Here is a 26,615-nt window from a genome sequence, read left to right as displayed (position 1 = left end):
GGCGATCAGGCGATGCGTCGGGATCGCTCGGGAAATCGTAACCCCCAGCGTTGCGCGAAAGCCTCCAATCGCCGTGCGCTGGCGCGTCCGGTCAGGGCAATGGCGTTGAAGTCGTCGCGATATTCGTCGTTGCGACGAAGAAATTCCCAGGCGAAACCGGCGGCAGGCAGATTCTTGGTGTGTTTGTAAGCCGCCGGAGCACGCCAATCGATGCTGAGCATGGCGTCATCTCCCAATGGCGGGCTGCTCAGGGCAGACCCGAATTGGAAGCCTGCTGGATTTCAGGCGGTGGCTGTAGCTGCACCAAGAGTATAACTGGTGCTGGTAACTCGATAAATTGCTTGGTTATTTTTGTCTTAACGGCAACTTTGCAGATTGGCCAGTCGGGCGTCAGTAGTGAAGGTGGGCCATGGGGCGCGACCAAAAAGAAACCCGGCGGCTTGCGCCACCGGGCTCCCGGCGTCCCCGGCTCAGAACGGGATGTCATCGTCGTCGATGAACTTGCCGTCGTCGTTCTGGGTCTGCCTGGCGCGGCTCAGGAAATCGACCGTCTCGGCGATGATCTCGCAACCGTAGCGGTCGTTGCCCTGCTGGTCGGTCCACTTGGTGTAGTGGATGCGGCCGCGAACCAGAACCTTCATGCCCTTATCGCAATATTCCTGGATCGTCTTGCCGAGGCCGTTGAAGGCGGTGATGCGGTGCCATTCGGTATCCTGGACCCGGTAGCCGTTGTCGTCGCGGACAACCTTGCCTTCCGAGTAGCGTGGGCGCGAGGTGGCCAGAGTGAAGTGGGTGATGCTGGTGCCGCCCTGGGTGGTGCGGGTTTCGGGGGCCTGGCCGATGTTGCCGGCGAGAATGACGATGTTCTGCATTTTAAGTCTCCGTTGCTTCTTCGGAGGGACCGTCCCTCCGACGAGACCCGGCCAAGGCCGTCGGGAGACTCCTGCACTGTCGCCCTCGGGCGGCAGCTTGACCCGCAAGGCCCCAGGTGGAGCGGGCAGCCGCGCGCAGCGCGGCAACACGGCTGGGTGCCGCGGGGGTTGCCGGTGGAAACCGAACGGACTTAGGGGATCAGTCAGTCGGAGGGATTGGCGCCTCTGGGCAGCTTTCGGGAGAGACGCACAGCGGAGCCTTCGTCCATGCTGGCACGATCGACCTGACAGGTCCAATCCTGTCGCCACCCCGGCATAATGAGCGCCAGCGTCGCTCACCGGCCCGCCGTTTGCCCCGCCGGAAAGGCTGGTCGCCACGACAACGGCTGCCGGGTTTCAGAAGAATGGCGTCGCCGAAACCGCTCAGGGTGGCTGGTCGCGATCCTGCGGACAATGCGAAGGGCGACCATGAAGGTGACGGAGGTTGTCGGCACCCCACGGGATACTGGACCGACCAACAGGGTTCGATGCCGCCGCACGGATTGCCGCAATCAGACCGAGGGCCGATTTCCAGGTCAGAGCGGTAGGAACAGACCGGGGGCACATATGGCATGGCCGCTCGATGCCGCTATTCCTGCCTGAGTGGGATGGCGCAGATCCAATGGCGCAAGCCGCCGGGTTTCTGTCAGGGGGAGTGAAAAAGGCCGCCGGTCGCAGCGTTTCGTATCACCGAGACAGGACGGAGGTTCCCAGAGCATTGAGGTTGAGCATGGACGCGACGCCTATGAAGAGGCCGCCGGCACCGCCGAGCAGGTTCAGGGCGATGGTCGAATCCACCGCGTTTTTGGTGATGCCATAGACAAGTGCATAGCCGGCGATGGCGGCGGGCACGGCGAAGACCGCGAGCGCCGCGAAGCGCAGCACTGGGTTCTTGGCAAAACCCAGAATGGCGATCACGAAGCCGATGGACAGCAGAGCCGCGCCGATCGCGGCAAGACCGGACATGAAGAATCCGGCGTCGGTCGCAGAGACCCACTGGAAGGCTGTCAGGCCAACCATGAATGGCAAGGCATAGATCGCGAAATTATAGGCCAAGATGCAGGCCGTGACGGAAAGAAAGATCGCGAGCAGAATGAGATACATGGAACCCTCCAAATGAACGGTTGGACGATCACGGCAGGCTGCCCGAAGATACGCTCCGCCTGCCCCACTGTTGCTTCGCCGGTTCTGCAAGGATGCTTCATGTGAACCTGAAGATGGCTCACAGTCAAGAATTGGCGGCTGTTCTAGCCGCCGAGCGGCGGCGCTTTACGCGCCGCCGTCGAACTTCATCACCGGGATTCCGAGCTTGCGGGCCTTGTCCGCAAGGTTTTCCTGAATGCCGGTGCCGGGGAAGACCAGGACGCCGACCGGGAGCGTATCGAGTATCGCGTCGTTGCGCTTGAAGGGCGCGGACTTGGCGTGCTTCGTCCAGTCGGGCTTGAACGGGATATCCGTGACCTTGCGGTTGGCGGCCCATTTCGCCGCGATCAGCTCGGCGCCCTTCGGCGATCCCCCGTGCAGCAGCACCATGTCCGGGTGCTTGGCGTGGACCTGATCGAGTTTGGCCCAGATCAGGCGATGATCGTTGAAGTCGAGACCGCCGGTGAAGGCGACCTTGGGACCGGCGGGCAGCAGCACCTCGTTTTCAGCCCGGCGCCTGGCGGCGAGGAAGTCGCGGCTGTCGATCATGGCCGAGGTCAGGTTGCGGTGGTTGACCATCGACCCGGAGCGCGGCCGCCAGGCCGATCCGGTATGGCGCTCGAACTGTTCGGCGGCGACATCGCGGAAGAGTTCCATGCTGTTGCGCCGCTCGATGAAGGTCTGCCCCTCTGCCGTCAGGCGCTCCAGCTCGACGGATTTCACCTCGGAGCCATCCTGTTCGCGCTGCCCGCGCCGCTGTGCGAGTTCGTTGTCGTCCAGATCGCGCTCGATCCGGCTGACGGCGCGGTGGAAGAGATTGACGGTGGACCAGAGCAGCTCGTCGAGGTCGGGTTCGAGGCGGGTGTCGCCAAGGGTGGCGATCAGGGCGTCGAAGATGTCGGCGACGGCGCCAGCGACGTCATTGCCTTCGGGAAGCGACCTTGGGTCGGGTTCATCCTCGAATGGACGGTAGCCATAGAGCTGGAGTTCGGTGAGGACGTGATCGGTGGGGGATGAGGCGTGCGGCGGCTCGAAACCTGCGTCATCGTAGTCGGTCATCATGGTGTTCGCCCTTGTCGGATCGACCGCGCCCATCGCGGCCTTCGTGGCGTCGAAAAGCCCATGGGCGGGACGGGCTGGCAGCCCTCGCGTCTTCGCGAGGGCCTTGATGGCCGGGCACGGCTAATTTGTTTCGCGATGCAAAGGCGGCTTTGCCGCCGGCGGAAATTAGCCAGGGCGCGGCCATTGCCCGACCGGCCCGTTTGTGGGCCGATCGCCCTCTCAGAAGGCCGTGGGCTGCGTCTTTCTCGACATGGGGGGCGAGCACCACGACCGGCTGCGGCAGGTTTCGGGAGGACGTGGCTTATCCCCCTGCCTGACCGATGCCGCACTCACCCCGCGAAAAAACGGCTGACGTCCTCCGGGATCATCTGAACCCGCAAGGCCGCCCGGAGCGCATCGATGCCGTATCGACGGAGATCCTCATTGAAGTCGCCCAGCACCGGCGACAGCACCACAGCCTCGATCCCGACGCTGCGCGCCCGTTCGACCAAAGTATCTCGCGCGCTTGTTCCCGCCGGATCGCTATCGCGGACGACATAGAGCCGCCGCAGCGACGCGGGGAACAGGATGGCGGCCAGGTGCGCCGCAGAGAGCGCTGCCATCATCGGCATTTTCGGCAGACCCGAGCGTGCCGACAGCACGGTCTCGATGCCTTCGCCCGCCGCCAGGACATCCTGCGCCCTGCCGAAGCGGACGCCGTGCCCCAGGAGATGACCCATCGCTCGCCTCGGCGTTTCGACAGGCGCCTTGCCGCGACCATCGGGACGAAGCCAGGTGCGATGCGCGCCGGTCTGGGAGCCGCCAAGGTCGGTGACGGCAGCGATCATCGCCGGCCATGTCTCGGTCAGGCCATGCCCCTCGGGACGGTAGTAGCAGCGCGGGTGGAACCGAAGGTTTCCGGTTTCGTGCAAAGCCGTAATCGCGCGGTTGCGCAGATGCGCTTCTACGGCGGTGCCGCCTATCGGTCCCGACATCGCAAACAGACGCCGCGCTGCTTCCGGTGATCCGGCTGGCGCCTTTCCCGGTTGGGATCGGGGAACCGGATCAGGCTCGGGTCTCGGCAGACTGAGGAAGGACCGGGCTTCGTCGGCGACATCGCGAAAGTCGATCAGGCCGCAGCTTTCGCGGATCACGTCGAGCAGATCGCCATATTCCGCCGTTGCGGCATCGGTCCAGTGGCCTACGGCTCCCTTGCTGGAATCCGGGCCGGTCAGACGCACGAACATCGATCGGCCTGGCGTATTGCGCACGTCACCCACGGACCAGTAGCGGCCCTGCCGCCGACCGTTGGAGAGATAGTGTTTGCACACCGCCTCGGCCTGTCGGCCGAGACGTTGCGCGAGTTCGGAGGCGTTTTCGCGGGTCATTTACGCAGCCTCGCGTTCGCCGATGCGCTGGACCGGATAATGATCCAGCACCCTGGCGATGATAGCCGGGCCGGAGGCATCGGTCGGCACGAACATCCTCAGTTTCCACGAGATGATTTCGTGGAACAGACCATAGGCGCGCAGACGATCGCGCATGACATCGGTGAAGCCCGACAGTTCGATGCGGTTCGCGCCCATGACGCGGCTGCGCCGAAGCTGAAGCCCCTCGGCGAGATCGAGTATGGTCCTGCCGTCCATGAGCGCCATGAAGGCGGCATCGGGCGTCAGCGACGACGTGCCGGTCGTCGTGGCGGCCGCGACCCAGGCCGGAGAGACGCGGCGTCCGACGATGCGCTCGCCGTCATCGGTCTGGAGCCGGTAAACCCGCGTCGAGTCGTTGGGAAGACGCTTCCAGATCGGTAGCAGCAGGCCGCTGACGACATGGATGGTGCTGTCGGCAAATTCCGGAACCTCGGCAACCTCGGCGTTCCATGCTGCTATGAAAGCCGCCTGTTCGGCCTCGATCCAATGGGTCTCGCCCATCATCTTGACGGGAATGTTCTGCGCTTCCATCGGCCGGATCAGGCGGATGCGCCGCTCGATCTCGCCATCGTCGAGCATGACGCTGGTAGTCGGAGTCTGGACGGCGGCGCGGCCGGAGCGCTCGTTGATGAGCAGTTTCGCGCGGCGGTCGGCATTGAGGTCGAGCGCCTCGGCGAGCGTGACTGGCCGATTGCGCTGGCGCTGCGTGATGGTGAGCAGCCGCGCCTCGGCGCCGGTGGCCGGATGGACATGGATGGTTTGCCGGTCGGTGACGGTGAAGCTCTCGGCCCGCAGCGTCTCCAGCCCGACATCATAGCTGCCCGACGCGATGGCGCCCTCGATGCGGGCGTTCAGCAATTGCTCGAACGCCGTGAAGAGGATGCCCTGCAGATTGATGGTGAGCGCCAGCAGCCGGTTGAGAAAGGTCGTGATCGGCGGCAACTCGTCTTTGATGCCGGTGTCGTCCATCAGCTTGAGGCCGGTCGCGTCCTCGAACATCTGGAGCGAGCAGCCTTCGACCTTGCCGCGCACGAGCAGCATGTAGAGCTGGCGCAGCGCGTCGCGTGCATAGTGCGATTCCAGATTGTCCTCGGGCCGGAACAGCCCCTGTCCGCCGGTCTGGCGCTGGCCGCGCGTGATCGCGCCCAGCGTGTCGAGGCGGCGGGCGATGGTCGAGAGGAAACGCTTTTCGGCCTTCACGTCGGTCGAGATCGGGCGGAACAGCGGCGGCTGCGCCTGGTTGGTCCGATTGGTGCGGCCGAGACCCTGGATGGCGGCGTCGGCCTTCCAGCCCGGCTCCAGCAGATAGTGGATGCGCAGGCGCTGGTTCTTCGCGTTGAGGTCGGCGTGATAGGACCGGCCCGTGCCGCCCGCATCGGAGAAGATCAGGATGCGCTTGCTGTCATCCATGAAGGCGGCGGTTTCCGCGAGATTGGCGGAACCGGCACGGTTCTCGACGGCGAGACGATCGACGCCGCCGGGGCTGGTCTTGCGCACGATGCGGCGCGAGCGCCCCGTCACCTCGGCCACGAGGTCGGTGCGGAAGCGCTGGACTATCTGGTCGAGCGCGCCGGGAACGGGCGGAAGCGATGCCAGCTTCTCGATCAGGCGGTCGCGGCGGGCGACGGCTTCACGGCTTTCGACGGGCTGGCCATCGCGATAGACAGGCCGCGACGACAGGTTGCCGTCATCGTCGGTGAACGGCTCATAGAGCTGCACCGGAAAGCTATGCGCGAGGTAGTCCAGGACATATTCCCTCGGCGTGATGTCCACCCGGACGTCGTTCCATTCCTCGGCCGGAAGCTCGGCCAGGCGGCGTTCCATCAGGGCTTCGCCCGTGGAAACGATCTGGATCACGGCGGCGTGCCCGTTCTCCAGATCGTGTTCGACCGAGCGGATCAGGGTCGGCGTCTTCATCGAGGTCAGCAGATGGCCGAAGAAGCGCTGCTTTGCAGATTCGAAGGCCGAGCGGGCGGCGGACTTGGCCTGCCGGTTCAGCGTGCCCGAGCCGCTACCGCCGCCGGTGATGTTGGCGGCCTCCATGGCGGCGTCGAGATTGTTATGGATGACGGCGAAGGCCCCGGCATAGGCATCGTAGATGCGCGTCTGCTCGGGGGTGAGCTGGTGTTCGACCAGTTCATATTCAACGCCATCATAGGAGAGCGAGCGGGCGGTATAGAGGCCGAGCGCACGAAGGTCGCGAGCCAGAACCTCCATGGCCGCGACGCCACCAGCCTCGATCGCCTCGACGAATTCGGCACGGGTCGAGAACGGGAAATCCTCGCCGCCCCAGAGGCCGAGCCGCTGGGCATAGGCGAGATTGTGAACCGTGGTCGCGCCGGTGGCCGAGACATAGACGATGCGGGCGTTGGGCAGCGCGTGCTGGAGACGAAGCCCGGCACGGCCCTGCTGCGATGCGGCCACGTCGCCACGTTCGCCCTTGCCTCCCGCCGCGTTTTGCATGGCGTGGCTCTCATCGAAAATGATGACGCCATCGAAATCCGCGCCCAGCCAATCGACGATCTGGCGCACGCGGGACGCCTTCTCGCCGCGCTCGTCGGAGCGCAGGGTGGCATAGGTCGTGAACAGGATGCCTTCGGGCAGCCGGATGTCCTTGCCCTGCGCGAAGCGTGACAGGGGTGTGACCAGCAGGCGCTCCATGCCGAGCGCCGACCAGTCGCGCTGCGCATCTTCGAGGAGCTTGTCGGACTTCGAGATCCAGACGGCCTTGCGGCGACCCTGCATCCAGTTATCCAGAATGATCCCGGCCGACTGGCGGCCCTTGCCGGCGCCGGTGCCGTCGCCGAGCATGAAGCCCCGGCGGAAGCGGATGGCGTTCGGTGCATCGTCGGGCGCGGCCGAGACGACATCGAAGGTATCGTCCAGCGTCCATGATCCGGCGAGGAAGTCCGAATGGGCTTCGCCGGCATAGATCACGGTCTCCAACTGCGCGTCGGACAGGATGCCGTCGGTGACGATGCTGGCCGGCAGGCGCGGCCGGTAGCTCGGTCTGGGCGGCGCGACCGAGGCCATGGCCGCCGATTGCACCAGCTTGGTCGGATGAGCCTGAGAGCCGGGAATACGGATCGCCTGCAATCCATATTCTTCATAGATCGCATCGGTGATGCGGCCGCCCTCGGCGGCGATCCAGTCCAGAGTCTCATAGACGAGTTCGACGCCTTCGGGCTCGGCGACAACGCGAGCGGGCGCGGATGCAGAGGTGCGGGCCAGATAGCCGCGCACGGTTTTCGGAGCGGCGGGGACAGCGACAGGAACCGAGACTGCGGGATCGACTGGCAGGCGTGGCGGCACATGCTCGCCGACCCAGCCCAGCAGCGTGGCCGCATCAGATGCGATGCCGATCGAGGCCGGAAACGCGGCCGGATCATCGGCGGGCAGCTTGTCGATGACGGTCAGCCGCGTGTCGATGGTCGTGCCATGCTTGGCATAGACCGCACCGTCGATCGCGGCGGTGAACACCACGCGGCCATGCTCCTGAAGCCGGGTGAAGGCGTCCCGCCAGGCCGGAATATCGGGAGCGAAGCTCGATCCGGTGATGGTGACGAGCCGCCCGCCATCAGCCAGGCGTGCCAGCGCCGAGGCGACATGGCGGTAGGCGGCGTCGGCCATCCGGCCGGATACGTTCGCCATCACCGAGAATGGCGGGTTCATCAGCACGACGCTCGGGACCATGCCGGGATCGAGGTGATCGTGAATCTGCGCCGCGTCGAAGCGCGTGGCACGATCAGCCGGAAACAGGTGCGAAAGCAGATCGGCGCGGCTGTCGGCCAGCTCGTTCAACGTCAATGTGCCGCCGGCGATCTCGGCGAGGATGGCGAGCAGACCCGTACCGGCCGAAGGTTCCAGAACCCGGTCGGCGGGCGTGATCGCGGCGGCGCTCGCGGCGATCAGGCCGAGCGGGATCGGCGTCGAGAACTGCTGGAAGGTCTGGCTTTCTTCGGAGCGGCGCGTGTGCGTGGGCAACAGCCCCGCGATCTTCGTCAGCAGCGGCAGGCTCGCGGCCTGAGAACCGGCTTTACGGAAAAGCGCCTTTCCGTATTTGCGCAGGAAGAGCACGGTGGCTGCCTCGCAGGCTTCATAGGCGGTCTTCCAGGTCCAGGCGCCGGTGGCATCGGAGGCGCCGAAGGCGGTTTCCATCGCACCGCGCAGCGTGGCGGCATCGACGCGCTGGCCGCGTTCAAGATGGGGAAGAAGGAGAAGCGCTGCCTGATGGACAGCGGCGCCGGTATCGACGACAGGCGTGATGATCGCGGCCGGAAGGGCCACGGCGGTGGAAGCATGGGACATGGGAAGAACCTCGGAGAGCGGGACAGGATCGAGCCGCGCAGCGCTCTCTCTCGACCGCACTGGCTCAAATCCGTCCCGGCCTTCCTCTTCCTCTCCCGTCGAAGCCTTGAACAAGAAGCCGCGCCACGCTATCTTACGTTTGTCTTACGCCTGAAAGGAGCGCCCGATGGCCGCCGCCGAAAAACTGACCACCACGGTCTCCACCAAGGGACAAATCATCCTGCCGACCGGGCTGCGGCAGCGGCGCGAGTGGAGCGCCGGCACGAAGCTGACGGTCGAGGAAGCCGATGGCGGCGTGCTGCTGAAGCCGGCGCCTGCCTTCGCGGAAACGCGGCCGGAAGATGTCTTCGGTGCGCTGCCCTTCAAGGGCAAGCCGAAGACCATCGCCGAGATGGATGCTGGCGTGCTGGCCGAAGCGAAGCGCCGACATGCTCGCGATTGATACCAATATCGTCGTTCGCTACCTGACCAACGATCATCCAAAACAGTCGCCGAAGGCGCGAACACTGATCGACGGCCAGCCGGTGTTCGCGTCCGTCACGGTGATTCTCGAAACCGAATGGGTGCTGCGCAGCAGCTATGAGTATCGTCCGGCCGACATCGCCCGCGTGCTGCGCGCCTTCGCGGGCCTGCCGACCGTCACGGTCGAGGACGGGCCGGTCGTAGCTGCCGCGCTCGACCTGGCCGAGCGCGGCATGGATTTCGCCGATGCGCTGCATCTTGGAAAGGCGGCGCATTGCGAAGGCATGGCGAGTTTCGACCGCAAGTTCGTCAAGGCGGCGAAGGCTGCCGGATATGACGGTGTGCGGGAAGCCTGAGACCGATCAGCCGAAACGCCGGCCCGCCTTCGTGAAGGTATAGTCGTTGGCGAGGATGGTTTCATCGACCGCCTCGTCCGAGGACAAATAGTGATATTCCCGCTCCAACTGGCGATAGAGCCAGCGGGCGAGATCGCGTAGCGCCTCGATAACAACTTCCTCGGCATCGGCGGTCATGTCCTGATATGTCGGACTGTCGCGCTCGACCGAGATCGCCATGCTATATTCGTGATAATAGTGGCCGCGATGGCTGACATCGGCGCGAAGCTGGTAGAAGTTGCGCCGCTGGACCGTCTGCAAGCTGTCAGCGATGCCGTGCAGTTCCGTGTCCTTCGGCGCATGGGATCGGATTTCGGCGACGGCATTCTTACGGTAGGCATAATAGCCCTCCCAGCACGCGCCATCCCCTTGCGACCAGAAGCCCCGGAACCAGATGCGCGGTTCCTGCCGCGAACCGCCGCCCATTAGGCGGACGGTGCGCGTTTTGAAATCGACGCCGAGGATGTCGGCAATGCGCTGAAAATCCTCATAGACGGCATCATACCACTCATAGTCGAAGCCGCCTTCGCGATACCAGGCACGGGCCTTGTCCTTCGCCGCATCGGAAAGCTCTCCCAGACGATAGACGGTGGTTTCGATGATCTCAGGCATAGGGGTCTCTCCCTTCGAGAACCGAGGACAGCCAGCCATCGGTATCGGTCCAGTCCATCGTCTCGCCGGTGGCGAGATCGAGGACATGCGCCCCGCCACCGAACCCGTCGAGACGGGGTTTGGAGCAGCTATTGGCCCATTGCATTCCCCATCGCCCGGTCAGGCCGAAGGTGGCGGCGCAGCGGATGACGAACCGGATGACATGCTCGGGATCGCCGGTGTCGTCATCGCGTATCCAGAGCTCCGTGCCGTCATGCTCGGGCTGGATCGAGAGCAGGAATCTGTTGGCCGGGGGATCGTCGGCGCTGCTTTCATCCGGCAGCGTATCGTAGAGAGCGACGGCGCGGACGGCATTTTCATGCGTCCCAACGTCGAGCAGACAGGAAAAATGGGTGAAATAATCGGCCATGGCAGCCTCCTGAAACGAGAAAGCCCGGCGCGAAGCCGGGCGTGATGACGGAAAATGGGTGAAGATCAGGCCGCCTGCGGCAATCGGAGCAGGTTGGCGGCGGCTTCGCGCCAGAAGGGATCGACCAGCCGGGCCTCCAGCACAGCGGCGCGGTAGCGCAAGGCACGGGCATCGGCCTCGGCAGGTGTCCTAAACGCCATGCCGCGCAAACGGCTGGCCTCGGTCACGATCCGGCTGGCCTCGGCGTCGGAAGCGACGGGCTGTTGCCAAAGGATGAGGCTCGCGCGGATGTCGCCCGCGAGGACCAGGCGCCGATCCTGGTCCTGAATCAGCATGATGCGCGGGGTAAAATGCGGGAAGCTGTCCGGCGCCGTGCATATGTCGCCCCGCGACAGGCGCAACGATGCGAGCCGCATGGCGCCTTCGGGCGACGGGCATTCGCCGAGCGGGATCACACTATCGACGCAGCCGACATCGACACCCGCACCATAGCTGGCGACACCAAGACAGGAGATCAGCAGCGGCAGGTTTTGCGCCCGGTAAAGCGCGGGCAGAACATCGGCAGCGAGAATCTGACCGATGGAACGAAAGGTATCAGGGGGCGAACAGGTCATCGGGATCACTCCATGACGGGCGCCGGTGAGCCTCTCTCTCCGGCCCTCAACCCGTCACGGCCAACCGGCCCGCACTCTCCCTCTCTGACCGGGATTTCGTCCCCGGTTCTGCTGCCGACGATGGGCGTGCATCGCAGGGCTGAAGGCCCGGCCGCGAACCTGCCGCGTCCGGGCCATCGGGGATGAGGCGCTTTCGCGCCTTATGCCCACGGGTCCAGTTCCAGCTTCACCATGTCGTCTTCGCCGTCGAACTCGGCGGCGGGGCAAGCGGCGTGGGTGCCGTCCCCGGCCTGGAACACGACGATCGAGACCATCAGCGTGGCGGCGAGGCTGGCGGCGAAGGCAGTGGCATCTGCATAGGACATGGGTTCCGGCTCCTGTCTTGGGAGGCGGGGGACCATCCCCCGCGCGACAGGCGCCCGAAGTGTCTGACCGGATCTGCAATCACCCGAGGGCGTTCGGACTTTTTCCGAATCCCCGAGGGCGGCACGCGCGCGCAAGCCGACCCTTCACGGGTTGATTGCTGAAGAGACGGATCGGACCAAGGTTTGCGAATGGAAGCGGGGGTGGTTCTTCGCATCTGACAGACACCGGATACCCGTCGCGGATGTCCCGCCGCGCCAGCCTTGCCGCCATGCTGGCATCAGGATCGTGTTCCCTTCCGGCCGGGACGGCTGCCGCTTGCCTGGACACAGGACGACAAACTTCATGGTGAAGCTGGATATGAACCCGTCCAGGCCAGAAACCTCATCCCTATGGTGGGGACGTCCGGTGGCCCGGTCCTCAGTTCCACAGCCCATCGGCGATTTCGCGGGCGATCATGGCGTGCGCTTTCATCATCAAATCGTCGCCCGACATGTCGATATGACCATAGAAGCGCGCCCGGCCGCCATGGGCGGCCCATTCGGCGTAGCGGCAATGCTCGCGAGCATCGAGTCGGAACACCCGCATATCCTCGGCCCAATGGGGTTTGGGTTCCACGACGACGGTGATGTCGTCGCGGGTCTCTACCCAGGGCAGCGTGCGTTCGTTCGGACGGTTCTGCCGATCCTGGGCAAAGATTTCGTCGATGGTAATGGCATGGGAGCCTCCTGAAACAATGAAAGGCCCGGTCTCCTGCGGAAGACCGGGCCGAAGAATGCAATCGTGATGCGGTTGCGCGTGCCGGATCAGGCAGCAGCACGACCTTCGACGACATCGGCGCCGACCTCTTCGGCCGTCACCTCCTCCAGACGCGCCGCGCTGTGTCGGTTCTTCGCCAGCCACAGTTCGGCGGCCTCCCGGCTTTCGGCCAGATGCACCAGTTCGCTGTTGCCAGCGGAATCCCGAATGACACGCACCATCCCTACGACCGGACGCTCGGCGATCTCGAAAGACAGATCGCTATCGACCGAATGGGTGCGCATGACGGTGACGAGGATGACACCGGCACTGGCGAAATTACCCTCATGCAGGGTGATGGAAGCCGGAGAGGAATAGGTCGGACGCTCGCGCGCCGGTTCCTTCTTCACGAGGCGGCCGACGCCGTTGCGCCGTTCCCAGGCGGCCAGCTTCTTTGTGAAGCGCGCCGGTGGTTTCGGAGCGTGGTCGGTATAGCGGATCAGCGCACCGAGGGGTGCCGTATCGTGAATGATATGTGCGGACATGGAAATTATCTCCAGAAACGAGAAAGGCCCGGCGGATGCCGGGCCAGATGGATCGCGGTGATGGAAAGAGGGGCGACCGAAGCCGCCCCTCGGATGAGATTATTCGGCGGCGATAAGATGGGCCGCGTCATTATCGGCATGGCCGTCATCCTCGTCATCACCGGCGAGAAAGTCCGGCAACGCCTCGATGTCGTCCTGCGCGCCCGCATCTTCGGGGGCCTGTTCCGGCTCGAACAGACGCAGCGGTTCGGGCAGCCAGCCGGTATCGGCCAGAAGACGCTCGGCCTCCTTGGCCATGTCGCCTTTCTTCAGATGCTCGATCAGCGAAGCGGCCCGCTCGCCGGCCCCTTCGCGCACCGCCTCAAGAATGCGGGGCTTGGTGACGCGGCCGAGATAATTCTCTGCGGTCGGCCGCCATCCCGCGGTCCCGACCATATCGAGGCCGGTCGCGCGCGCCATCCGGTCGGCCTGGGCGAGCCGGCGTTCCAGCCCGTGCTGCGAGATGCCGTTGCCACCGAACGGATTGGGCTTCTCGTAGAGGGCATTGACGCCATAGGCGACGCAATGGGCGAGCAGCGTCATGCGCCTGGTGTCGTCGAGCGCGGCGATCCAGTCCCACAGCGCGTCGTCATCGGTCGGCAGGTCCGCCTTCCAGTCCTCATAGCGCGTTTCGATGGCCTGGGCCGAAGGGCTGTCCTTCAGGTCCGTGCCCTGCGAGGAGAAGAAGTGATGGCGCACGCCAACTTCCAGGCATCCGTTGGGAGCGGAATAGTTGTAACGCTCCATCACGAGCCGGTGCAGCAAGGCCGTCATGGCGACATGGGGATTGTTCGCCAGCGCATCGTGCAGCGCGAGCGTGCGGTGCGCCGTCAGTTCCGCGACCAGTCGTTCCGGCAACGGCTTGATCGTATCATCTTCCTCCTCCGGTTCGGCGGGCTGGCCGCCCACGGTGATGACCGCGCGCTGCACGACCGGGGCCGAGGACGATGCGCCATCGGGATCGTTGCTTGCGGCATCGTCGTCGCCATCGACGGTCACGGGCTTTTCGTCCTCGGGACGGACATAGCCGCGATCCACCGACAGGCGGCCTTCGCGGTCGATGCTGAGGAACACGCCGGCCTGCGTGATCTCGGCCGGATCGTAGATGACGGGCCGATCCTCGAAGGCGGCCAGCGCGGTTTCGATTTCGCCGACGCGCTCATCCACCTCGTCGGGATATTCCTCGGCCTCGGCATATTCAGCCTCCAGCGCCTCATATTCTGCCGTGAGCGCGTCGAAACTGGCCTGTTCCTCCTCGCTCATCGGCGTGGTCGCGCCGATCAGCCGGCGCAGTCCGTGACCATAGCCATAGGGAACCTCTACCCGCGCATCGACCCACTTCCAGCCTTCGGCGGCGATGGCCTCGGCCTCCGCCTTCAGCTTGTCGTCGGTCAGCTGGTCGAGCAGAGCGACATCCTGCAACCAGCCACCATCGTCGGACTGGAACAGGTCGTTGAGCACGATGCCGCCGGCCGCTTCATAGGCATCGACGCCGACGAATTGCGCCCGCTTGTCGCTCGCGCGCACGGTCGTTTCGGTCAACATGCGGCGGATCTGATGCGGCTCGTTCGCCCAGCTATCCTTGATCGCCTCCCAGACCTGTTCCTGCCGGGCATGATCGGGATTGACGGTGAAGGCCATGAGCTGTTCGAGCGTCACGCCGTCTTTGGCATAGAGGTCGAGCAGCGAAGGCGCGACGGACGCCAGGCGCAGACGCTGCTTGACCACATTCACCGAGACGAAGAAGGCTGCGGCGATCTCTTCCTCGGACATGCCCTTGATGCGCATGTCCTGGAACGCGCGATACTGGTCGAGGGGGTGGAGCGGCGCGCGCTGGATATTCTCGGCCAGGCTGTCGTCTTCGGCGAGAATGCTGGAACCTGCTTCGCGCACGATGCACGGGACCGGCGCGGTTCTGGTGAGGCGCTTGGCCTTCACCAGCAATTCCAGCGCCCGGTAGCGGCGACCGCCGGCGGGAATCTCGAACATGCCGGTTTCAGCGCCATCGGCATCGACGACGGGGCGCACATTGAGACCCTGAAGCAGACCGCGCCGGGCGATGTCCTGCGACAGTTCCTCGATCGACACGCCGGCCTTGATGCGCCGGACGTTCGACTGGCTGAGGATCAGCTTGTTGAAAGGAATGTCACGCGAGGGCGACAGGGTGATTTTCTGAACGGCGGTAGCCATGGTGGTATTCTCCGCGACGAGCGCCGAGAGCCTCTCTCTCGATCTCAAACCCGTCACGAAGCGAAGCCCCGCCCTCTTACTCTAAGAAGGCAGGGCCGCAGAGCCGAGGAGGCGTAAAGCCGGAAACCCGGCTTTACGCTTTTGTGGAGTTACTGCGGATCAAACCCCGCATAGGCCTTCACACTCGTTCGGCCAGAGATCGAGCTGGCCGTGATCGGCCGGGGTCGAAAGATCGGCCCGGTCGAGCGGCACGGCGGAGCGGTGCAGATAGACCTCGCCGCGAATGCCGTGGAATCCGGTGCGAATGGTGGCATCGACCAATATAGCATCGGCCCATGCCTCGGGATCATGGTCGCGCATGTGCCGCCAATGATCGTCGGAATGGAACGGGCAGCCGACGCAGGCGCTCTTGGGGGGCAGCGGATAGCCGTGCCGCTCCAGCCAGCGCAGGCAATCGCGGCGGGTCAGGCCCCGCTCGATCAGGGGCCAGCGGTTGAGCTGCCACGTCTCGAACGAGGGTTTCATGCGCAGCGCCTCGTCGAGCGAGATGCCGAGCCATTGCTCGGCCACGGGCGATGCCGGCGAGCGCCGCCGGGCAATGCCGAGAAGCTCGCGCACCTTCCGGCGGATCGGCACGATCTTGTAATCACCCGTGCATTGGCGCCGGATCATGCCGACGCCGACCTGATCGGTTGGCAGGATGCGGGAGCCGACGACAACAAGATCGCCGTTGTCGTCCTCATCATAGACGGGAAGCTCGGTTCCGGCCGGCGTCACGTTGCGGGTGAAGGCCGGGATCGAGGCCCATCGCGCCCCGCGCGCACCGGCGATCAGATCGGCGCGCAGATCACCGGCCGAGACGATATGGATTGGAAACGGCAGGACGTTGGGCGATGAGAGCCAGGCCAGATGCTCATAGACGGGCTTCGGCTCCCAGCCCGTATCGGCGAAGATGGCGCAATCGGGCATGGGGCCGATTTCGCCATGGGCGGCCATCAGCGCCAGCGTGGTGGACTGGACGCCGGCACCGAGGCTGAGGACGCGCAGGCGGACGTCGGCCGACTGCGCGGGATCGGGCACGAAGCCGGGAAAGGCGAGCGCGTTCATCACGCTGCCTCCCGCTTGGTTTCCGCCGCGAAACCGTCGTCTGACTCCGCCAGGAACGACAATATCCAGTCGGCGCCCTTGCTGGCCTGCGAGGCGGCGCGGACGATGGCGCGGGAATCCTCGCGCATGACCTCCAGCCACGCGCCTATATAATCGGCGTGGCGGACGGTCGGCACGATGCCGAGGGCGGCGCAACTGAAGGCCGAAATCTGTTCGGCGATCATCTCCTCGAAGGCGTATTTCTTCGAGCCGAAGGAGCCGGTGAGATCCCGGTTGAGACGGCTGTGATGGCCGCTGGCGTGACCGATTTCGTGCAGCGCCGTCCGGTGCCAGTTAATCGGCTCGAAATAGGCCTGTGGCGGCGGGACCATCACGAAATCCTGCGATGGCGCGTAGAAGGCGCGATCGCCGCCGATGCGGAAGTCGATGCCGGTGGCGCGGATCAGCGCCTCGACCTTCGGCTCGATCAGGCCCGGAGGCGGTGGTGGCGCAACAGTGGCGATGTCGTCGGGCAGTCCCTCGCATTGCGCCGGTAGGGTAGGCCGGCAAAGTCTCAGAGAGAACATTGCTCGGCCCCCCTCCGAACCGGACGTGCACCTTTCAGCGCATCCGGCTCTCCACGACTGCGTGCTATCCGCCGTTGGCGGTCGGTTGGTTGACCGGCGTGGATGCTATTGTGGCAAGCGACGCAGAGGACCGCACGCTTGCTCTGCCGTGCCGACCGCATGTAGCGGGACAGCCCGGCATATTGCATCTCCGCGACCCGGCGGACGTGATGGACCTCACAGGGAAGGTCATCCCGACCACAACGCTCGCACTGGCGGGCGTTGAGTCGTTCGACCAGCTCCGTTCTGCTGAACACGAACTGGGCGGAGCGGGGATTATCGATCCCGCCCCACGATCGGACATGTCGTCGCAGGTCCTTCAACTGCCATAGCTTGATCGCGCGGGGTTCATCTCCCACCTCGAAGCGGATGAAGAAGTCCATCCCACGCCGCAGTCTGGCGAAGACGCTGCGAGCTGATGTCCTATGCTTGGCGGCGATGGTTTTGACGCAGGAGAACAAGGCGAAGTAACCGGCCTTATTCAACTTGCGCTTCACGTCGTCAGCTAGAGCATAATAGTTCGCAAAGCCGCGCCATTCGGCATTGTAGGCAAGGACGATCTCCACGTCGCTTGCGAAGCGCAGCGCGGGCCGATGACGCGGGCGGAAGGCTTCATAGTCGCCCCAGCCCTTATCATTGACGAACCGGACCACCCGGTCCCTTGGCACTCGGAGCCGCAGCCGGTCAGCCAAGCCGCGCCGCAAGGTGGATCGACCATAGAAGATCGCCTTGTGCGGATTGCGGTTGGTGCTGGTGCAGACCTCGTATCCTAAGAACCGCGCCCCGTCCGTGGCTTTTCGGATTCCACTTTTCTCGGCAGACATTTCCAGCTTCAGGGTGTCGGTCAGGAAGACCCTGACCTCGTCCATCAACTGGCGTGCATCCGCCTTGCTGCCGGTCACGCCGATGAGGAAGTCATCAGCATAGCGGCAGTACCGTAGTCTCCTATAGTGGGGATCAAGGGCATCGTTGGCCGGAACGGTTGCCCGTTCTGCCTTGAGCCGACCGATCTCCTCCAGCACGGAGGCGATCTTTTGGGAGTCTGCGGACCCTGCGGCCCGCATCGCATCCACTTTCTTCCGAAGGTAGCAGACCTTTAGACCCAAGCGCCTCGCATCTTTCGATGGTGCGCGCTTGTTGCCTCTGGTGAAGCTGGCGATCCTATCCTGCATGAACATGTCAAGTTCGTGCAGATAGATGTTCGCCAACATCGGGGAAACGACCCCGCCTTGCGGTGTACCGCTGTAGGTCCGATGATAGACCCAGTCCTCAATATAACCTGCCTTGAGCAGGCCTTGGATCAGACGCACAAAGCGACGATCCGCGATCCGCTTCTCCAACAGACCGATCAGGACATCATGATCGATATTGTCGAAGAACCCGACAACATCAACGTCGATCAGCCACTTCACCCCCGTCCATTTGGCGCGGATAGATTCCAACGCCGTATGGCACGATCGCTCTTTCCTAAATCCATGCGAGTGCTGCGAGAACAGCGGCTCATAGATTTGCTCAAGGAGCGTCCGCACCACTTCCTGGACGAGCTTGTCCTCCGTGGTCGGCACGCCAAGCGGCCGTTTCTTGCCGTTGGCTTTCGGGATATACACCCGACGTACCGGCTTGGGCCGATAGCTTCCGTCCGCCAACCGGTCGATGATCGACCTGACCATCTCGGGCGAACAGCCGTCGAGTGTCTTGCCGTCAACGCCGGGCGTCATCGCACCCTTGTTGGGCGCGATCTGCTGATAGGCATGCTCCCAAAGGAGCGGGCTTTTCATGAGGCGGAAGAGTCCATTGACCCGCCGACCCGACCTGATGATGGTCGGGAGTGATCTGACGGCCCTCTCGATGGTAACTGGCAGCATTAGCACACCTCCTCGTGAGATTGTCTGATCGCAGTCGCTGCCGCCCTTCCCCCGAGCGGTGAGGCTTTTCACACGGGTTGCCCCGCACTTATGGCCGCGCTCGTTCCCCATCAGAGTGGAGACTGTCCCGACCATTACGTCGGGCATTTGAGTACTATGGCGGCTCCGTCGCCATGCAGGTCCGGCAAGCCGTCCTGTTTAGGCGATCCCGTAATTACGGAAGTCGGAGTTCCGACGTGGTTAGGTGCCCCGTTCGTTCACTTGCCCCTCCCTACAGAGGGTGCGCCGGAGAAGCTGGCAGGCTCGCGGCATCACCGCTTGCTCGGGAGGAACTCAACGCCCTTTCCTCCATTTCTCCGATGTGCCGCGTCAACCATTCTGCGACACCGCTCCGTTATTAGCCGCTGCAAACTGGGGTTCAGGCAGTATAGCTTTCACCATACACGTCTTGCCCTGATCCATGACGCCGCAAATGGTTCTGGCGCTTCCGGACCTTTTCTGAACATGCTACTTTCCCCTGTCCCTTTCGGGATTTCAGCTATTTCTAGCCAAGGTTGGTCCAGTGGGCATGATCTATAGCCAGCAAGATCATCTACTCATGGTAGAGCTCCTTTTTACTTCCGCCTTTACGGCGCACCGTTGAAGACGGTGAACCTCTTCAGGAACGGGATGGACTGTGCGTTGTCGCCGGTTTCCCGGGCGCGGCGCTTCTCGTCCTCGGGCGTGAAGCGGTCGGCATAGACGACGGTGGTGCCGCGCTCGCCCTTCATGACATTGCCGCCGAGCGACAACGCCTGCCGAAAGGTCAGCCAGCTCTGGCCGGGGAAGCCGTGCTGGATGACCGCGCCCCAGAGGATGAGAATGTTGATGCCGGAATAGGCGCGGCCGGTGCTGGCATTCTTCGGCAGGCCGAGCGGTGCAGTGCCCGGCGACGCGCCCCATGGCTGCACCCACGGCAGGCGGCCTTGCTCCAGCTCGGCGATGATCTTGTTGGTGATGTCGTCGTAGAGGTTCGTGCGGTCAGCGCCGGTGCGCGCGCCGCGATCATATCTGGCCATCGGGATTGCTCCGCGACGGGCGCCGGAAGCCTCTCTTCCAGCCCTCAACCCGTCACGGAAAACCCGTCCGCACTCTCACTCTCAGGGGGCGTTGCGGGGGCTCGCGGCAGGGAGGCTTCGCTGTGTGCTGGGGATGAAGGCTGTTCCCGAGATACAGATGCCAGCGATGACGACACAGAACCAGCCAAGTGAAAGGTGAGGTGTCATGATCGCATATAGGCCCGACACCGCGAAAATTCCGAGATTGAGCAGGCTGGCATGATAGGAGTTGATCGTGCTGCGCCACCGTTCGGAAAGATGATTAAGTCGCGCGTGGTGAAGCGGCCCTGCGGCGCCGTAGCCGAAGGCCCAGGGTGTTCCCAGGAGCGCGAGAAGATAGGGCGAGTCCACAGGCAGGGCGAACAAAGCGATGCCTGTTGCCGAGGCAACAGTGAGCGCAGGCAGCGCCAATATCGGCCATCTCCTTTCGAGATCATGGCCGCACAGATTCCCGGCGATGACGACAAGTCCAAACCAGGCCGCGATAAGCCCCGCGCCGGAGGTGGTAAGCGTCAGGCTGCGAGCTGCGACGTTTGCCACGATGGCTCCGAAACCGGCAGCGCATCCTAGCCATAGAAAGCTGGTCGCAAGACCGGTGCGGACGCCTACCGTCTGCAAGGCTGCCCCGTGAGTGGAGAAGAAGGATGTTGGGCGCCCCTGCTTACCAGGGGGGCATCGGACGACAACCCCGATAGCGCAGAGAAGCGCAGTTCCTCCAAGGATATGATACGCATGTTGCCAGCCAACTTCGCTTGCCATCCAGCCGGCCAAAACGGGCGTGACCACGAAGGAAGTCATCAGCCCTACAAAGACCCTTGCGATCCGCCGGCCAATTTCATCGGGAGGCGACTCATCGGCGACCATCGTCAAGGCGTTCGGTTGGATGATCGCCGCGCTGCAGCCCGCCAATCCTGACAGCCAGACCGCAATGGTGAGGCTGCCGCAATGCGGCAGAACCGACAGCGTTGCTGCCTGACCGAGAAGGCCAGCCACCAACATGTATTTCCGACCAAAGCGGTCGGACAGAGGTCCTGCGGCAAGTGCGACTGCCGCGTATACTAGACCATAGGCCGCAGGAAGAAGAGCGATACGGCTCGATGGCACGCTGAAATGACTGCCCATCACGGTCATCATCGGCCCGGCGATGACTTCCGCCGAGCCGATGATGAATAAACAGACCCATAGAATCGCGAACTGGATGCCCGTGCCCCCGCTTCTGCGGGCATTTTTCAAAACATTGATCAAATTCAACCGGTTCCCTCCAGACTGGCACCGGGCCGCATGCCGAGGAGAGAAAAAAGCTCCAGTCTTGTACCGAGATCTTCCCTGAAACTTCCGGTCATCCGGCTTGTGATCATCGCGACACCCGGTTTATGCACGCCGCGCGTCGTCATGCATTGGTGCGATGCCTCGACAATGACCGCAACCCCGCGCGGTTCGAGAACAGTGGTAATGGCATTAGCGATCTGTGCCGTCATCTTCTCCTGGATTGTGAACCGTCTCGCATAGCCTTCGACGACACGCGCCAGTTTGGAGATACCCACGACCCTGGTCCGGGGCAGATATGCGACATGGGCGGTTCCCACGATAGGCACCATATGGTGCTCGCAATGGCTTTCGAACCGAATGTCGCGCAAGGCGACGATCTCATCGTACCCTTCAATCTCCTCGAATGTTCGCCCAAGAACCTCTTGCGGCTCCATCGCGTAGCCGGCGAAAAATTCGCCATAGGAGCGCACGACCCGATCTGGCGTACCAAGCAATCCTTCGCGGTCCGGATCGTCACCTGCCCAGCGGAGCAGTGTCCGTACAGCTTCTTCGGCTTCAGTGGCTGTTGGTCGTGCGTCGGGCGCGATCGATACGGCATCAAACATGGTCAATCCCCTTTCGCACAATCCTAGAAGAAATGGATTTCCAGTTTGATGTCCTCGATATAGTCCCAGTCGATACCGTCGACGCGGAAGCTGGTTGCGTCGTAAACGCCATCGTCATAGGTATCATCGGGATCGATCGTAAGACCGGCGCAAACATATTTGCGCAGATAATCATCGTCGGTCGGAACGATGGCCTTTTTGCCGAAACCCGAGACATCGACGATGTAATTTATATCACCGGCCTCATAGGCCCGCACAACATTCGCGCCGTTGGCGAAACCGATGTGGCGAATCAGGTCGACCGCGAAATTATTCGCGCCGACTTCGAACGAAACCCGATCTTTGCGCTTCTGGTCGGTCATCTCCGGTGGCGCATCGAGTCCGTTGGCTTGGCCTTCCGTTTCATAGTAATGGAGCGCCGATTGTACGCCTCGTAGGTCGTAGATGTACGCGTAGCGCTCGATATTCTTCTGCTTCGCCGCGCAAATGAAGAAATAGTGACCAAGGCTATGCAGAAGCATGAAAATCCGGGACGGTAAGGACACGCCCTGCGCAAAGGAGATATCGCGCCCTTTGATGATGGTCTTGATGTTGAGCGGATGCCCAGCAGCCTCGCTGTATCGCAGCCCGTACATGCGCCCCAGTTGATCGCAGGCGGCTTGGTATTCCTCCTGCGTGACGAGAGCCAGAACGTCGCGGACGTAATCGTCGGTGGCGACGGCGGGGGCGAGGTGGAAGTTTTCGGAAACATGCGACATACATCTTCTCCTTATGCAACTAACTGGTGGGATTTGCTCTGCGGATCTTCGGACTTCCTCTGCTTGAGTTATGGCGGGCGCCCGCGTTAGTGGGCGCCGCTGGGTTGGACGTTGACGGAGGTGGGCCAGTAGTAGGCGTCCGATAGGACGCGTGGACCGAACATGGTCTGGTCCCCACCCGGGCGATCGTGGCGCCTTCCTCGATAGCGGTCTCGAAATCACCCGACATGCCAATCGACACGTGATCGCAGCAGGCTTCCACGATCGTATCGGCCAGTATGCAGCCGCCATAGTAGCGGGCGCCGGAATAACCTTCGGCATACTTGTTGGTAAGGATCGATCCCCGCGCGGCACGAACCTCATCGCTGACAGTGTTTTCAGAGGCAATCAGCTCGATATTCTCGTCCTGATGGCGAGCCTCCTCTGTGACGGCCGACCAGAGCGCTGTGTCGCTCTTCGTGCTGGAGGGGCATGGGTCGGCCGTCTGCAACATAGAGGTATCCTTCAATCAGGGAGGCTGGGAGCGATCACTACGAGCCGCTCGCCTGCGGCGGGGTTCGAGCGTACGAGTCGAAAGTGTCTGACCTGCGCAAGGTTCGAAGCCAGGATTCAAGCATTGGCCCGGCTGCGGCAGCGAGCGGTTTGGCATATCGTTCGCTGTCGGCGCGTAGGACGCTCAGATCGACATTTGCTTCCGACAACTCAAGCGCATGTCCAATGAGCCATCGCTCGAAGCCCGGCCCGCCGGCTTCGGGATGGAATTGCAGACCGAGCGCGTTGCCGTATGAGAATGCCTGGTTGAGGCAAATGTCTGTTGACGCGAGATGCTCAGCCCCGGCTGGCAGATCGAACGTATCGCCGTGCCAATGCAACACCGGTGCCCCGCCGAGCGCCACGAGAGGGGACCGTTCGCCGGCCGGGCTCAGGGTGACGGGCTTGAACCCGATTTCCTTCGCGGGGCCGGGATAGACACGGGCACCGAGTGCGCGGGCGATGAGTTGCGCCCCAAGGCAGATGCCGAGGGTCGGGCGGTTCGCGGCGAGTCGCTCCCTGAGAAGTTTGAGCTCATCGAGCAGAAAGGGATACTTATCGTCTTCGTAGGCGCCGATCGGCCCACCAAGGACAATGAGAAGCTCTGTCTTGACAGGTTCGAGTGTCCACAACTCATCGACCCCGATGTCGTAGTAGTGGACCTTGAAGCCCGCCTTCAGGAGCACCGGTTCGAAGACGCCAAGATCCTCGAATGCCAGATGCCGGATTGCAACGGCGGTTTTAAGCACATGGCCTCCATAATGACATAGGACATTATGATATTGACACAATCCATTTGTAATGTCTTGAAGGTTGATGTTCAAGCGCAAACGGGGGTCGCAGTGGCAGCTAGTGATTTTCGGGCGGTAATCGGCCATGACATGCAATCGGACGAGGGACGCGAATTGGGGAAGGAGGACTGGATACGAATGAAGCTGATCTCGGGAAGGACCGCAGCCGAAATCGCCGGTAGCGTTGAACAGGCCATCAGGACGGGTCGGATCGGCGCGGGCTATAAACTTCCGTCCGTGCGCGATGTTGCGGATCAATTGGGGGTCAATCGCAACACCGTAATGATTGCCTATTCCCGGCTAAGAGATGCGGGCCTGATAACTGGGGCCGGCAGGCAGGGATCGCTTGTTGCGGGTGTTCAGCCCCTTGATGCCTACCGGCCCATCATTCCAGCCGACGCACGTGATCTTGCATCTGGTAATGTCGACGCTTCGCTGCTTCCTGATTTAAAGACCTATTTGCAGGACTTGGAGATTTCCTCCGGTGGATATGAAATGGTCGATGATGATCAGCTGTTCATCGAATTCGGGAAACAGGTGCTCACTAGCGAAGGCATAACGGCCCGGCAGATTGGCGTTGTCTCCGGTGCCATGGATGGAATTGAGCGCGCCCTTCGTGCGCATGTCCGTTCTGGAGATGCCATAGGTGTCGAGGATCCCGGCTATGTCTCGGTGCTGCTGCTTGTCCGAGCGCTGGGTCTGCGCCCTGTCCCGATCGCCATGGACGATGACGGCATTACTGTCGAAGCACTCGGGGCCGCGTTGACGGCGGGTATCAAGGCCCTTGTCATCACCCCCCGCGCACAAAACCCCACCGGCGCACGCCTGACCGCAGGCCGCGCCCGGGCCCTTCGCGATGTCCTCGACGCCTATCCCGGTGTGCTGCTCGTCGAGGACGATCACGCGGGGGGCGTGTCTGGGGCCAAGCGTTACACGCTCGCCCCGCGTGATGCCGAAAAGAGACCTTGGACGGTCATTCGATCAGTTTCCAAATTTCTCGGACCGGATCTGCGTCTTGCGCTGGCCGCCGGTGATGCCATGACGATTGCCCGTCTACGTGACCAGCAGGCGCTCGGCCCGCGCTGGGTCAGCCACATTCTTCAGCGACTAGCTTTTCGGATGTGGTCGGATCCGCAGACGACCCGGATCATTGACAATGCCTCCAAGACCTATGCCGGGCGTCGTGACAAACTCATATCCTGCCTCGCCGGGCGCGGATTGACGGGATATGGGGCGTCGGGTCTACATGTCTGGGTCCCGGTGGCGCGGGAGGCAGAAGCGGTGCAGGGCATGCTAGTGCGTGGCTGGTCGATTCAGGCCGGGGAGGTCTTCCGCCTTCGTAGTGAGCCCGGCGTGCGCATCGGTATTGCTGGTCTCAAACAAGGTGAAGAGGAAAGCGTGGCTGCGGCATTGGCCGAGAGCCTGATGCCTGGGCGGGCTGTCTACAGTTGACCGGTTCAGGACTCCCGCGCGATACCCCTGACAGGAGCGGTATCGCGCGGGTCAGTTCAATAATCTTTCAGGAAGAACTCAGACTTTCCGGCACCGCAATCCGGACAGCACCAGTCCTCATCGACATCTTCCCATGATATGCCGGGCGCTATCCCATGTTCGGGGCAGCCCTCGACTTCATCATAGACAAAGGAACAGAGCATGCATTTGTATTGCACGGGCGCTGCGTCCTGAAATGATGGTTGCATATTTCACCTCGAATATTTTCAGGCCGCAATGCCAAGGGCAAGGAAACCATCCTGGCCACATGCTGTGTCGAGAACGCCCAGGTTGCGGGCCAACTCTGTAACTCCGGAATAGTCGACGCGCAGGGCTGCATTCGCATTCAGCGGACGACAGTCGGCAATGATGCTTGCAGCGCCGGGAATCTGTAGTTGCTGGAGAACCGACTCCCAAACATCGAGCTCCATATCGGCGAACCAGGCTATGGGCTTGGGAAGAATCTCCGCGAAGAAAGCCTTTTCGACGGGCGAGAGTGCCGGATAGAACGCTTCCGCCAGAAGCGTGAAGATCTTGCTGTGCGCAAGCTCGTCGTGCCGATGCGCCGCGACAGTCGCGCGATTCATCGGTTGAATATCTTGGCAGTCGGAGAGTTGATGAAGATAGTCTGAAACGAAAATCTCCGAGACGACCGACGTCGCAAGTTGGATGAGGATGCGTTGCCATGGCTCGCTATAGCCAGCCTGTTCCATTTCCATAAATCGAACGAGATTAAACGTGGGAACGCGAATATGTCCGAGATCTCGGTGGAAGCGAGTCAGGCGATTGGCATTTTCCACGAGCAGAAGATGATAAGCTTCGTCGACCAAGGTTTCGCAGATGATATGGCGGAAAGTATCACCGCCAAGACCGGGAATTTGCCCGGCCAAAGCGTCATTGCAGGACGGCGTGACGATAGCTGTTTCGATTGCAACGGTCTTTTCATTGTATATCAACCATCCGCACGAAAGAATCTTCTGCCGGTCATTCGGTGAAAGCGACTGGAACCGTGGATGTTCGCAGAACGGTAGCAATTTCTCTAGGAAGTCCGCCTGCGTGGGGTCGAAGTCGAGTTCGACTGGCTCTCGTCGCACCTTCGCCCGTTTCATCCAGCCCTCCGCGATTCTGTGCAGCATAAGCTGCGACTGGGAGCAGGCATGCGTTTGGAGATCGATGGTTTGGCTCTGGCAGGTAAGCATTCGCAGATCCTTCCGTTTGTGTCAACGGCGGAGTAAAAGTCGGCCATTGGGCGGCGCAAAATCAGGCCGGGTGATCCGTGTGCTGGCGAGCGCCGCG

Annotated in this window: 25 protein-coding genes and 2 pseudogenes; 3 read left to right on the top strand and 24 right to left on the bottom strand. The window is 62.8% G+C overall.

The genetic code is table 11. The features are described 5' to 3' along the window. Positions 1-5 precede the first annotated feature (5 nt). The 6 genes from LDB29_RS22795 to LDB29_RS22770 all read right to left on the bottom strand — a co-directional run bounded on the left by LDB29_RS22795 (position 6) and on the right by LDB29_RS22770 (position 8,833). The gene (locus tag LDB29_RS22795) at positions 6-221 is read right to left on the bottom strand and encodes a transcriptional regulator domain-containing protein (protein WP_257541745.1); all 216 of its coding nucleotides are present in this window, start codon (positions 219-221) and stop codon (positions 6-8) included. Positions 222-470: 249 nt separating this feature from the next. Continuing rightward, positions 471-872, bottom strand: coding sequence for a single-stranded DNA-binding protein (locus LDB29_RS22790; RefSeq protein WP_257541743.1), 402 nt, complete (start codon positions 870-872; stop codon positions 471-473). A 726-nt stretch (positions 873-1,598) separates the two neighbouring features. Then, a complete protein-coding gene (locus tag LDB29_RS22785; protein ID WP_257541741.1) occupies positions 1,599-2,015 on the bottom strand; it encodes a hypothetical protein in 417 nt (138 codons plus the stop codon). A 165-nt stretch (positions 2,016-2,180) separates the two neighbouring features. Further along, the gene (locus LDB29_RS22780; protein ID WP_257542033.1) at positions 2,181-3,113 is read right to left on the bottom strand and encodes a DUF2493 domain-containing protein; all 933 of its coding nucleotides are present in this window, start codon (positions 3,111-3,113) and stop codon (positions 2,181-2,183) included. Between the two features lie 332 nt (positions 3,114-3,445). Then, positions 3,446-4,483, bottom strand: a complete 1,038-nt coding sequence (locus LDB29_RS22775) for a toprim domain-containing protein (RefSeq protein WP_257541738.1) — start codon at positions 4,481-4,483, stop codon at positions 3,446-3,448. After that, positions 4,484-8,833, bottom strand: a complete 4,350-nt coding sequence (locus tag LDB29_RS22770) for a strawberry notch family protein (RefSeq protein WP_257558007.1) — start codon at positions 8,831-8,833, stop codon at positions 4,484-4,486. Positions 8,834-8,999: 166 nt separating this feature from the next. Here LDB29_RS22770 and LDB29_RS22765 point away from each other — a divergent pair, with 166 nt between their 5' ends. Together LDB29_RS22765 and LDB29_RS22760 are read left to right on the top strand one after the other, a co-directional pair. Then, positions 9,000-9,275 carry an AbrB/MazE/SpoVT family DNA-binding domain-containing protein gene (locus LDB29_RS22765; RefSeq protein ID WP_257541734.1) on the top strand — a complete coding sequence of 92 codons (276 nt, stop codon included), beginning with the start codon at positions 9,000-9,002 and terminating at the stop codon, positions 9,273-9,275. Beyond that, complete coding sequence (locus tag LDB29_RS22760; protein WP_257541732.1) at positions 9,262-9,651, top strand: type II toxin-antitoxin system VapC family toxin; 390 nt, start codon at positions 9,262-9,264, stop codon at positions 9,649-9,651. Before LDB29_RS22765 ends, LDB29_RS22760 begins: the two co-directional genes overlap by 14 nt. Before the next feature lie 6 nt (positions 9,652-9,657). On the opposite strand, the gene LDB29_RS22755 is transcribed toward LDB29_RS22760, so the two are convergent. The 16 genes and pseudogenes from LDB29_RS22755 to LDB29_RS22680 form a co-directional block, all read right to left on the bottom strand. Continuing rightward, positions 9,658-10,302, bottom strand: a complete 645-nt coding sequence (locus LDB29_RS22755; RefSeq protein WP_257541729.1) for an antitoxin of toxin-antitoxin stability system — start codon at positions 10,300-10,302, stop codon at positions 9,658-9,660. Next, entirely contained in the window at positions 10,295-10,711 is a 417-nt protein-coding gene (locus tag LDB29_RS22750) for a hypothetical protein (protein WP_257541727.1), read from the bottom strand. The genes LDB29_RS22755 and LDB29_RS22750 overlap by 8 nt, the downstream gene beginning before the upstream one ends. 65 nt (positions 10,712-10,776) lie before the next feature. Further along, positions 10,777-11,325 carry a hypothetical protein gene (locus tag LDB29_RS22745; protein ID WP_257541725.1) on the bottom strand — a complete coding sequence of 183 codons (549 nt, stop codon included), beginning with the start codon at positions 11,323-11,325 and terminating at the stop codon, positions 10,777-10,779. A gap of 200 nt (positions 11,326-11,525) precedes the next feature. Beyond that, entirely contained in the window at positions 11,526-11,690 is a 165-nt protein-coding gene (locus LDB29_RS22740) for a hypothetical protein (protein ID WP_257541723.1), read from the bottom strand. A 418-nt stretch (positions 11,691-12,108) separates the two neighbouring features. Beyond that, a complete protein-coding gene (locus tag LDB29_RS29450; protein ID WP_373886196.1) occupies positions 12,109-12,402 on the bottom strand; it encodes a hypothetical protein in 294 nt (97 codons plus the stop codon). Between the two features lie 92 nt (positions 12,403-12,494). Further along, positions 12,495-12,971 (bottom strand): hypothetical protein, encoded by a 477-nt coding sequence (locus LDB29_RS22730; protein ID WP_257558005.1) that lies wholly within the window; start codon positions 12,969-12,971, stop codon positions 12,495-12,497. Positions 12,972-13,070: 99 nt separating this feature from the next. Then, the gene (locus LDB29_RS22725; RefSeq protein WP_257541716.1) at positions 13,071-15,200 is read right to left on the bottom strand and encodes a ParB/RepB/Spo0J family partition protein; all 2,130 of its coding nucleotides are present in this window, start codon (positions 15,198-15,200) and stop codon (positions 13,071-13,073) included. A gap of 159 nt (positions 15,201-15,359) precedes the next feature. Next, the gene (locus LDB29_RS22720; RefSeq protein WP_257541714.1) at positions 15,360-16,307 is read right to left on the bottom strand and encodes a hypothetical protein; all 948 of its coding nucleotides are present in this window, start codon (positions 16,305-16,307) and stop codon (positions 15,360-15,362) included. Continuing rightward, positions 16,307-16,837: pseudogene (locus LDB29_RS22715) on the bottom strand (ArdC family protein); the annotation flags it as partial. The pseudogene LDB29_RS22715 and the gene LDB29_RS22720, both read right to left, overlap by 1 nt. A gap of 23 nt (positions 16,838-16,860) precedes the next feature. Further along, on the bottom strand, positions 16,861-18,912 hold the full coding sequence (locus tag LDB29_RS22710) for a reverse transcriptase/maturase family protein (RefSeq protein WP_257558003.1): 2,052 nt from the start codon (positions 18,910-18,912) through the stop codon (positions 16,861-16,863). Between the two features lie 497 nt (positions 18,913-19,409). Continuing rightward, positions 19,410-19,835: pseudogene (locus tag LDB29_RS22705) on the bottom strand (ArdC-like ssDNA-binding domain-containing protein); the annotation flags it as partial. A gap of 81 nt (positions 19,836-19,916) precedes the next feature. After that, entirely contained in the window at positions 19,917-21,125 is a 1,209-nt protein-coding gene (locus LDB29_RS22700; protein WP_257541710.1) for an MFS transporter, read from the bottom strand. Next, the gene (gene folE, locus LDB29_RS22695) at positions 21,122-21,748 is read right to left on the bottom strand and encodes a GTP cyclohydrolase I FolE (protein ID WP_257541708.1); all 627 of its coding nucleotides are present in this window, start codon (positions 21,746-21,748) and stop codon (positions 21,122-21,124) included. The genes LDB29_RS22700 and folE overlap by 4 nt, the downstream gene beginning before the upstream one ends. 23 nt (positions 21,749-21,771) lie before the next feature. Further along, positions 21,772-22,506 carry a hypothetical protein gene (locus LDB29_RS22690; RefSeq protein WP_257541706.1) on the bottom strand — a complete coding sequence of 245 codons (735 nt, stop codon included), beginning with the start codon at positions 22,504-22,506 and terminating at the stop codon, positions 21,772-21,774. 19 nt (positions 22,507-22,525) lie between these two features. Beyond that, complete coding sequence (locus LDB29_RS29445; protein ID WP_373886180.1) at positions 22,526-22,999, bottom strand: hypothetical protein; 474 nt, start codon at positions 22,997-22,999, stop codon at positions 22,526-22,528. Between the two features lie 37 nt (positions 23,000-23,036). Further along, a complete protein-coding gene (locus tag LDB29_RS22680; RefSeq protein WP_257558001.1) occupies positions 23,037-23,915 on the bottom strand; it encodes a glutamine amidotransferase in 879 nt (292 codons plus the stop codon). A 51-nt stretch (positions 23,916-23,966) separates the two neighbouring features. Between LDB29_RS22680 and LDB29_RS22675 the strand changes: the two genes are divergently transcribed. After that, positions 23,967-25,280: an aminotransferase class I/II-fold pyridoxal phosphate-dependent enzyme gene (locus LDB29_RS22675; RefSeq protein WP_257541702.1), complete on the top strand. Its 1,314-nt coding sequence runs from the start codon at positions 23,967-23,969 to the stop codon at positions 25,278-25,280. Positions 25,281-25,336: 56 nt separating this feature from the next. On the opposite strand, the gene LDB29_RS22670 is transcribed toward LDB29_RS22675, so the two are convergent. Beyond that, complete coding sequence (locus LDB29_RS22670; protein ID WP_373886195.1) at positions 25,337-25,483, bottom strand: rubredoxin; 147 nt, start codon at positions 25,481-25,483, stop codon at positions 25,337-25,339. Positions 25,484-25,546: 63 nt separating this feature from the next. Further along, positions 25,547-26,518: a diiron oxygenase gene (locus LDB29_RS22665; RefSeq protein ID WP_257557999.1), complete on the bottom strand. Its 972-nt coding sequence runs from the start codon at positions 26,516-26,518 to the stop codon at positions 25,547-25,549. Positions 26,519-26,615: the final 97 nt, after the last annotated feature.

Origin of the sequence: Sphingobium sp. CFD-2 (genome assembly GCF_024611135.1) — a bacterium.
Lineage (GTDB): Bacteria > Pseudomonadota > Alphaproteobacteria > Sphingomonadales > Sphingomonadaceae > Sphingobium > Sphingobium fuliginis.
This window is presented reverse-complemented; position numbering and strand designations above follow the sequence as displayed.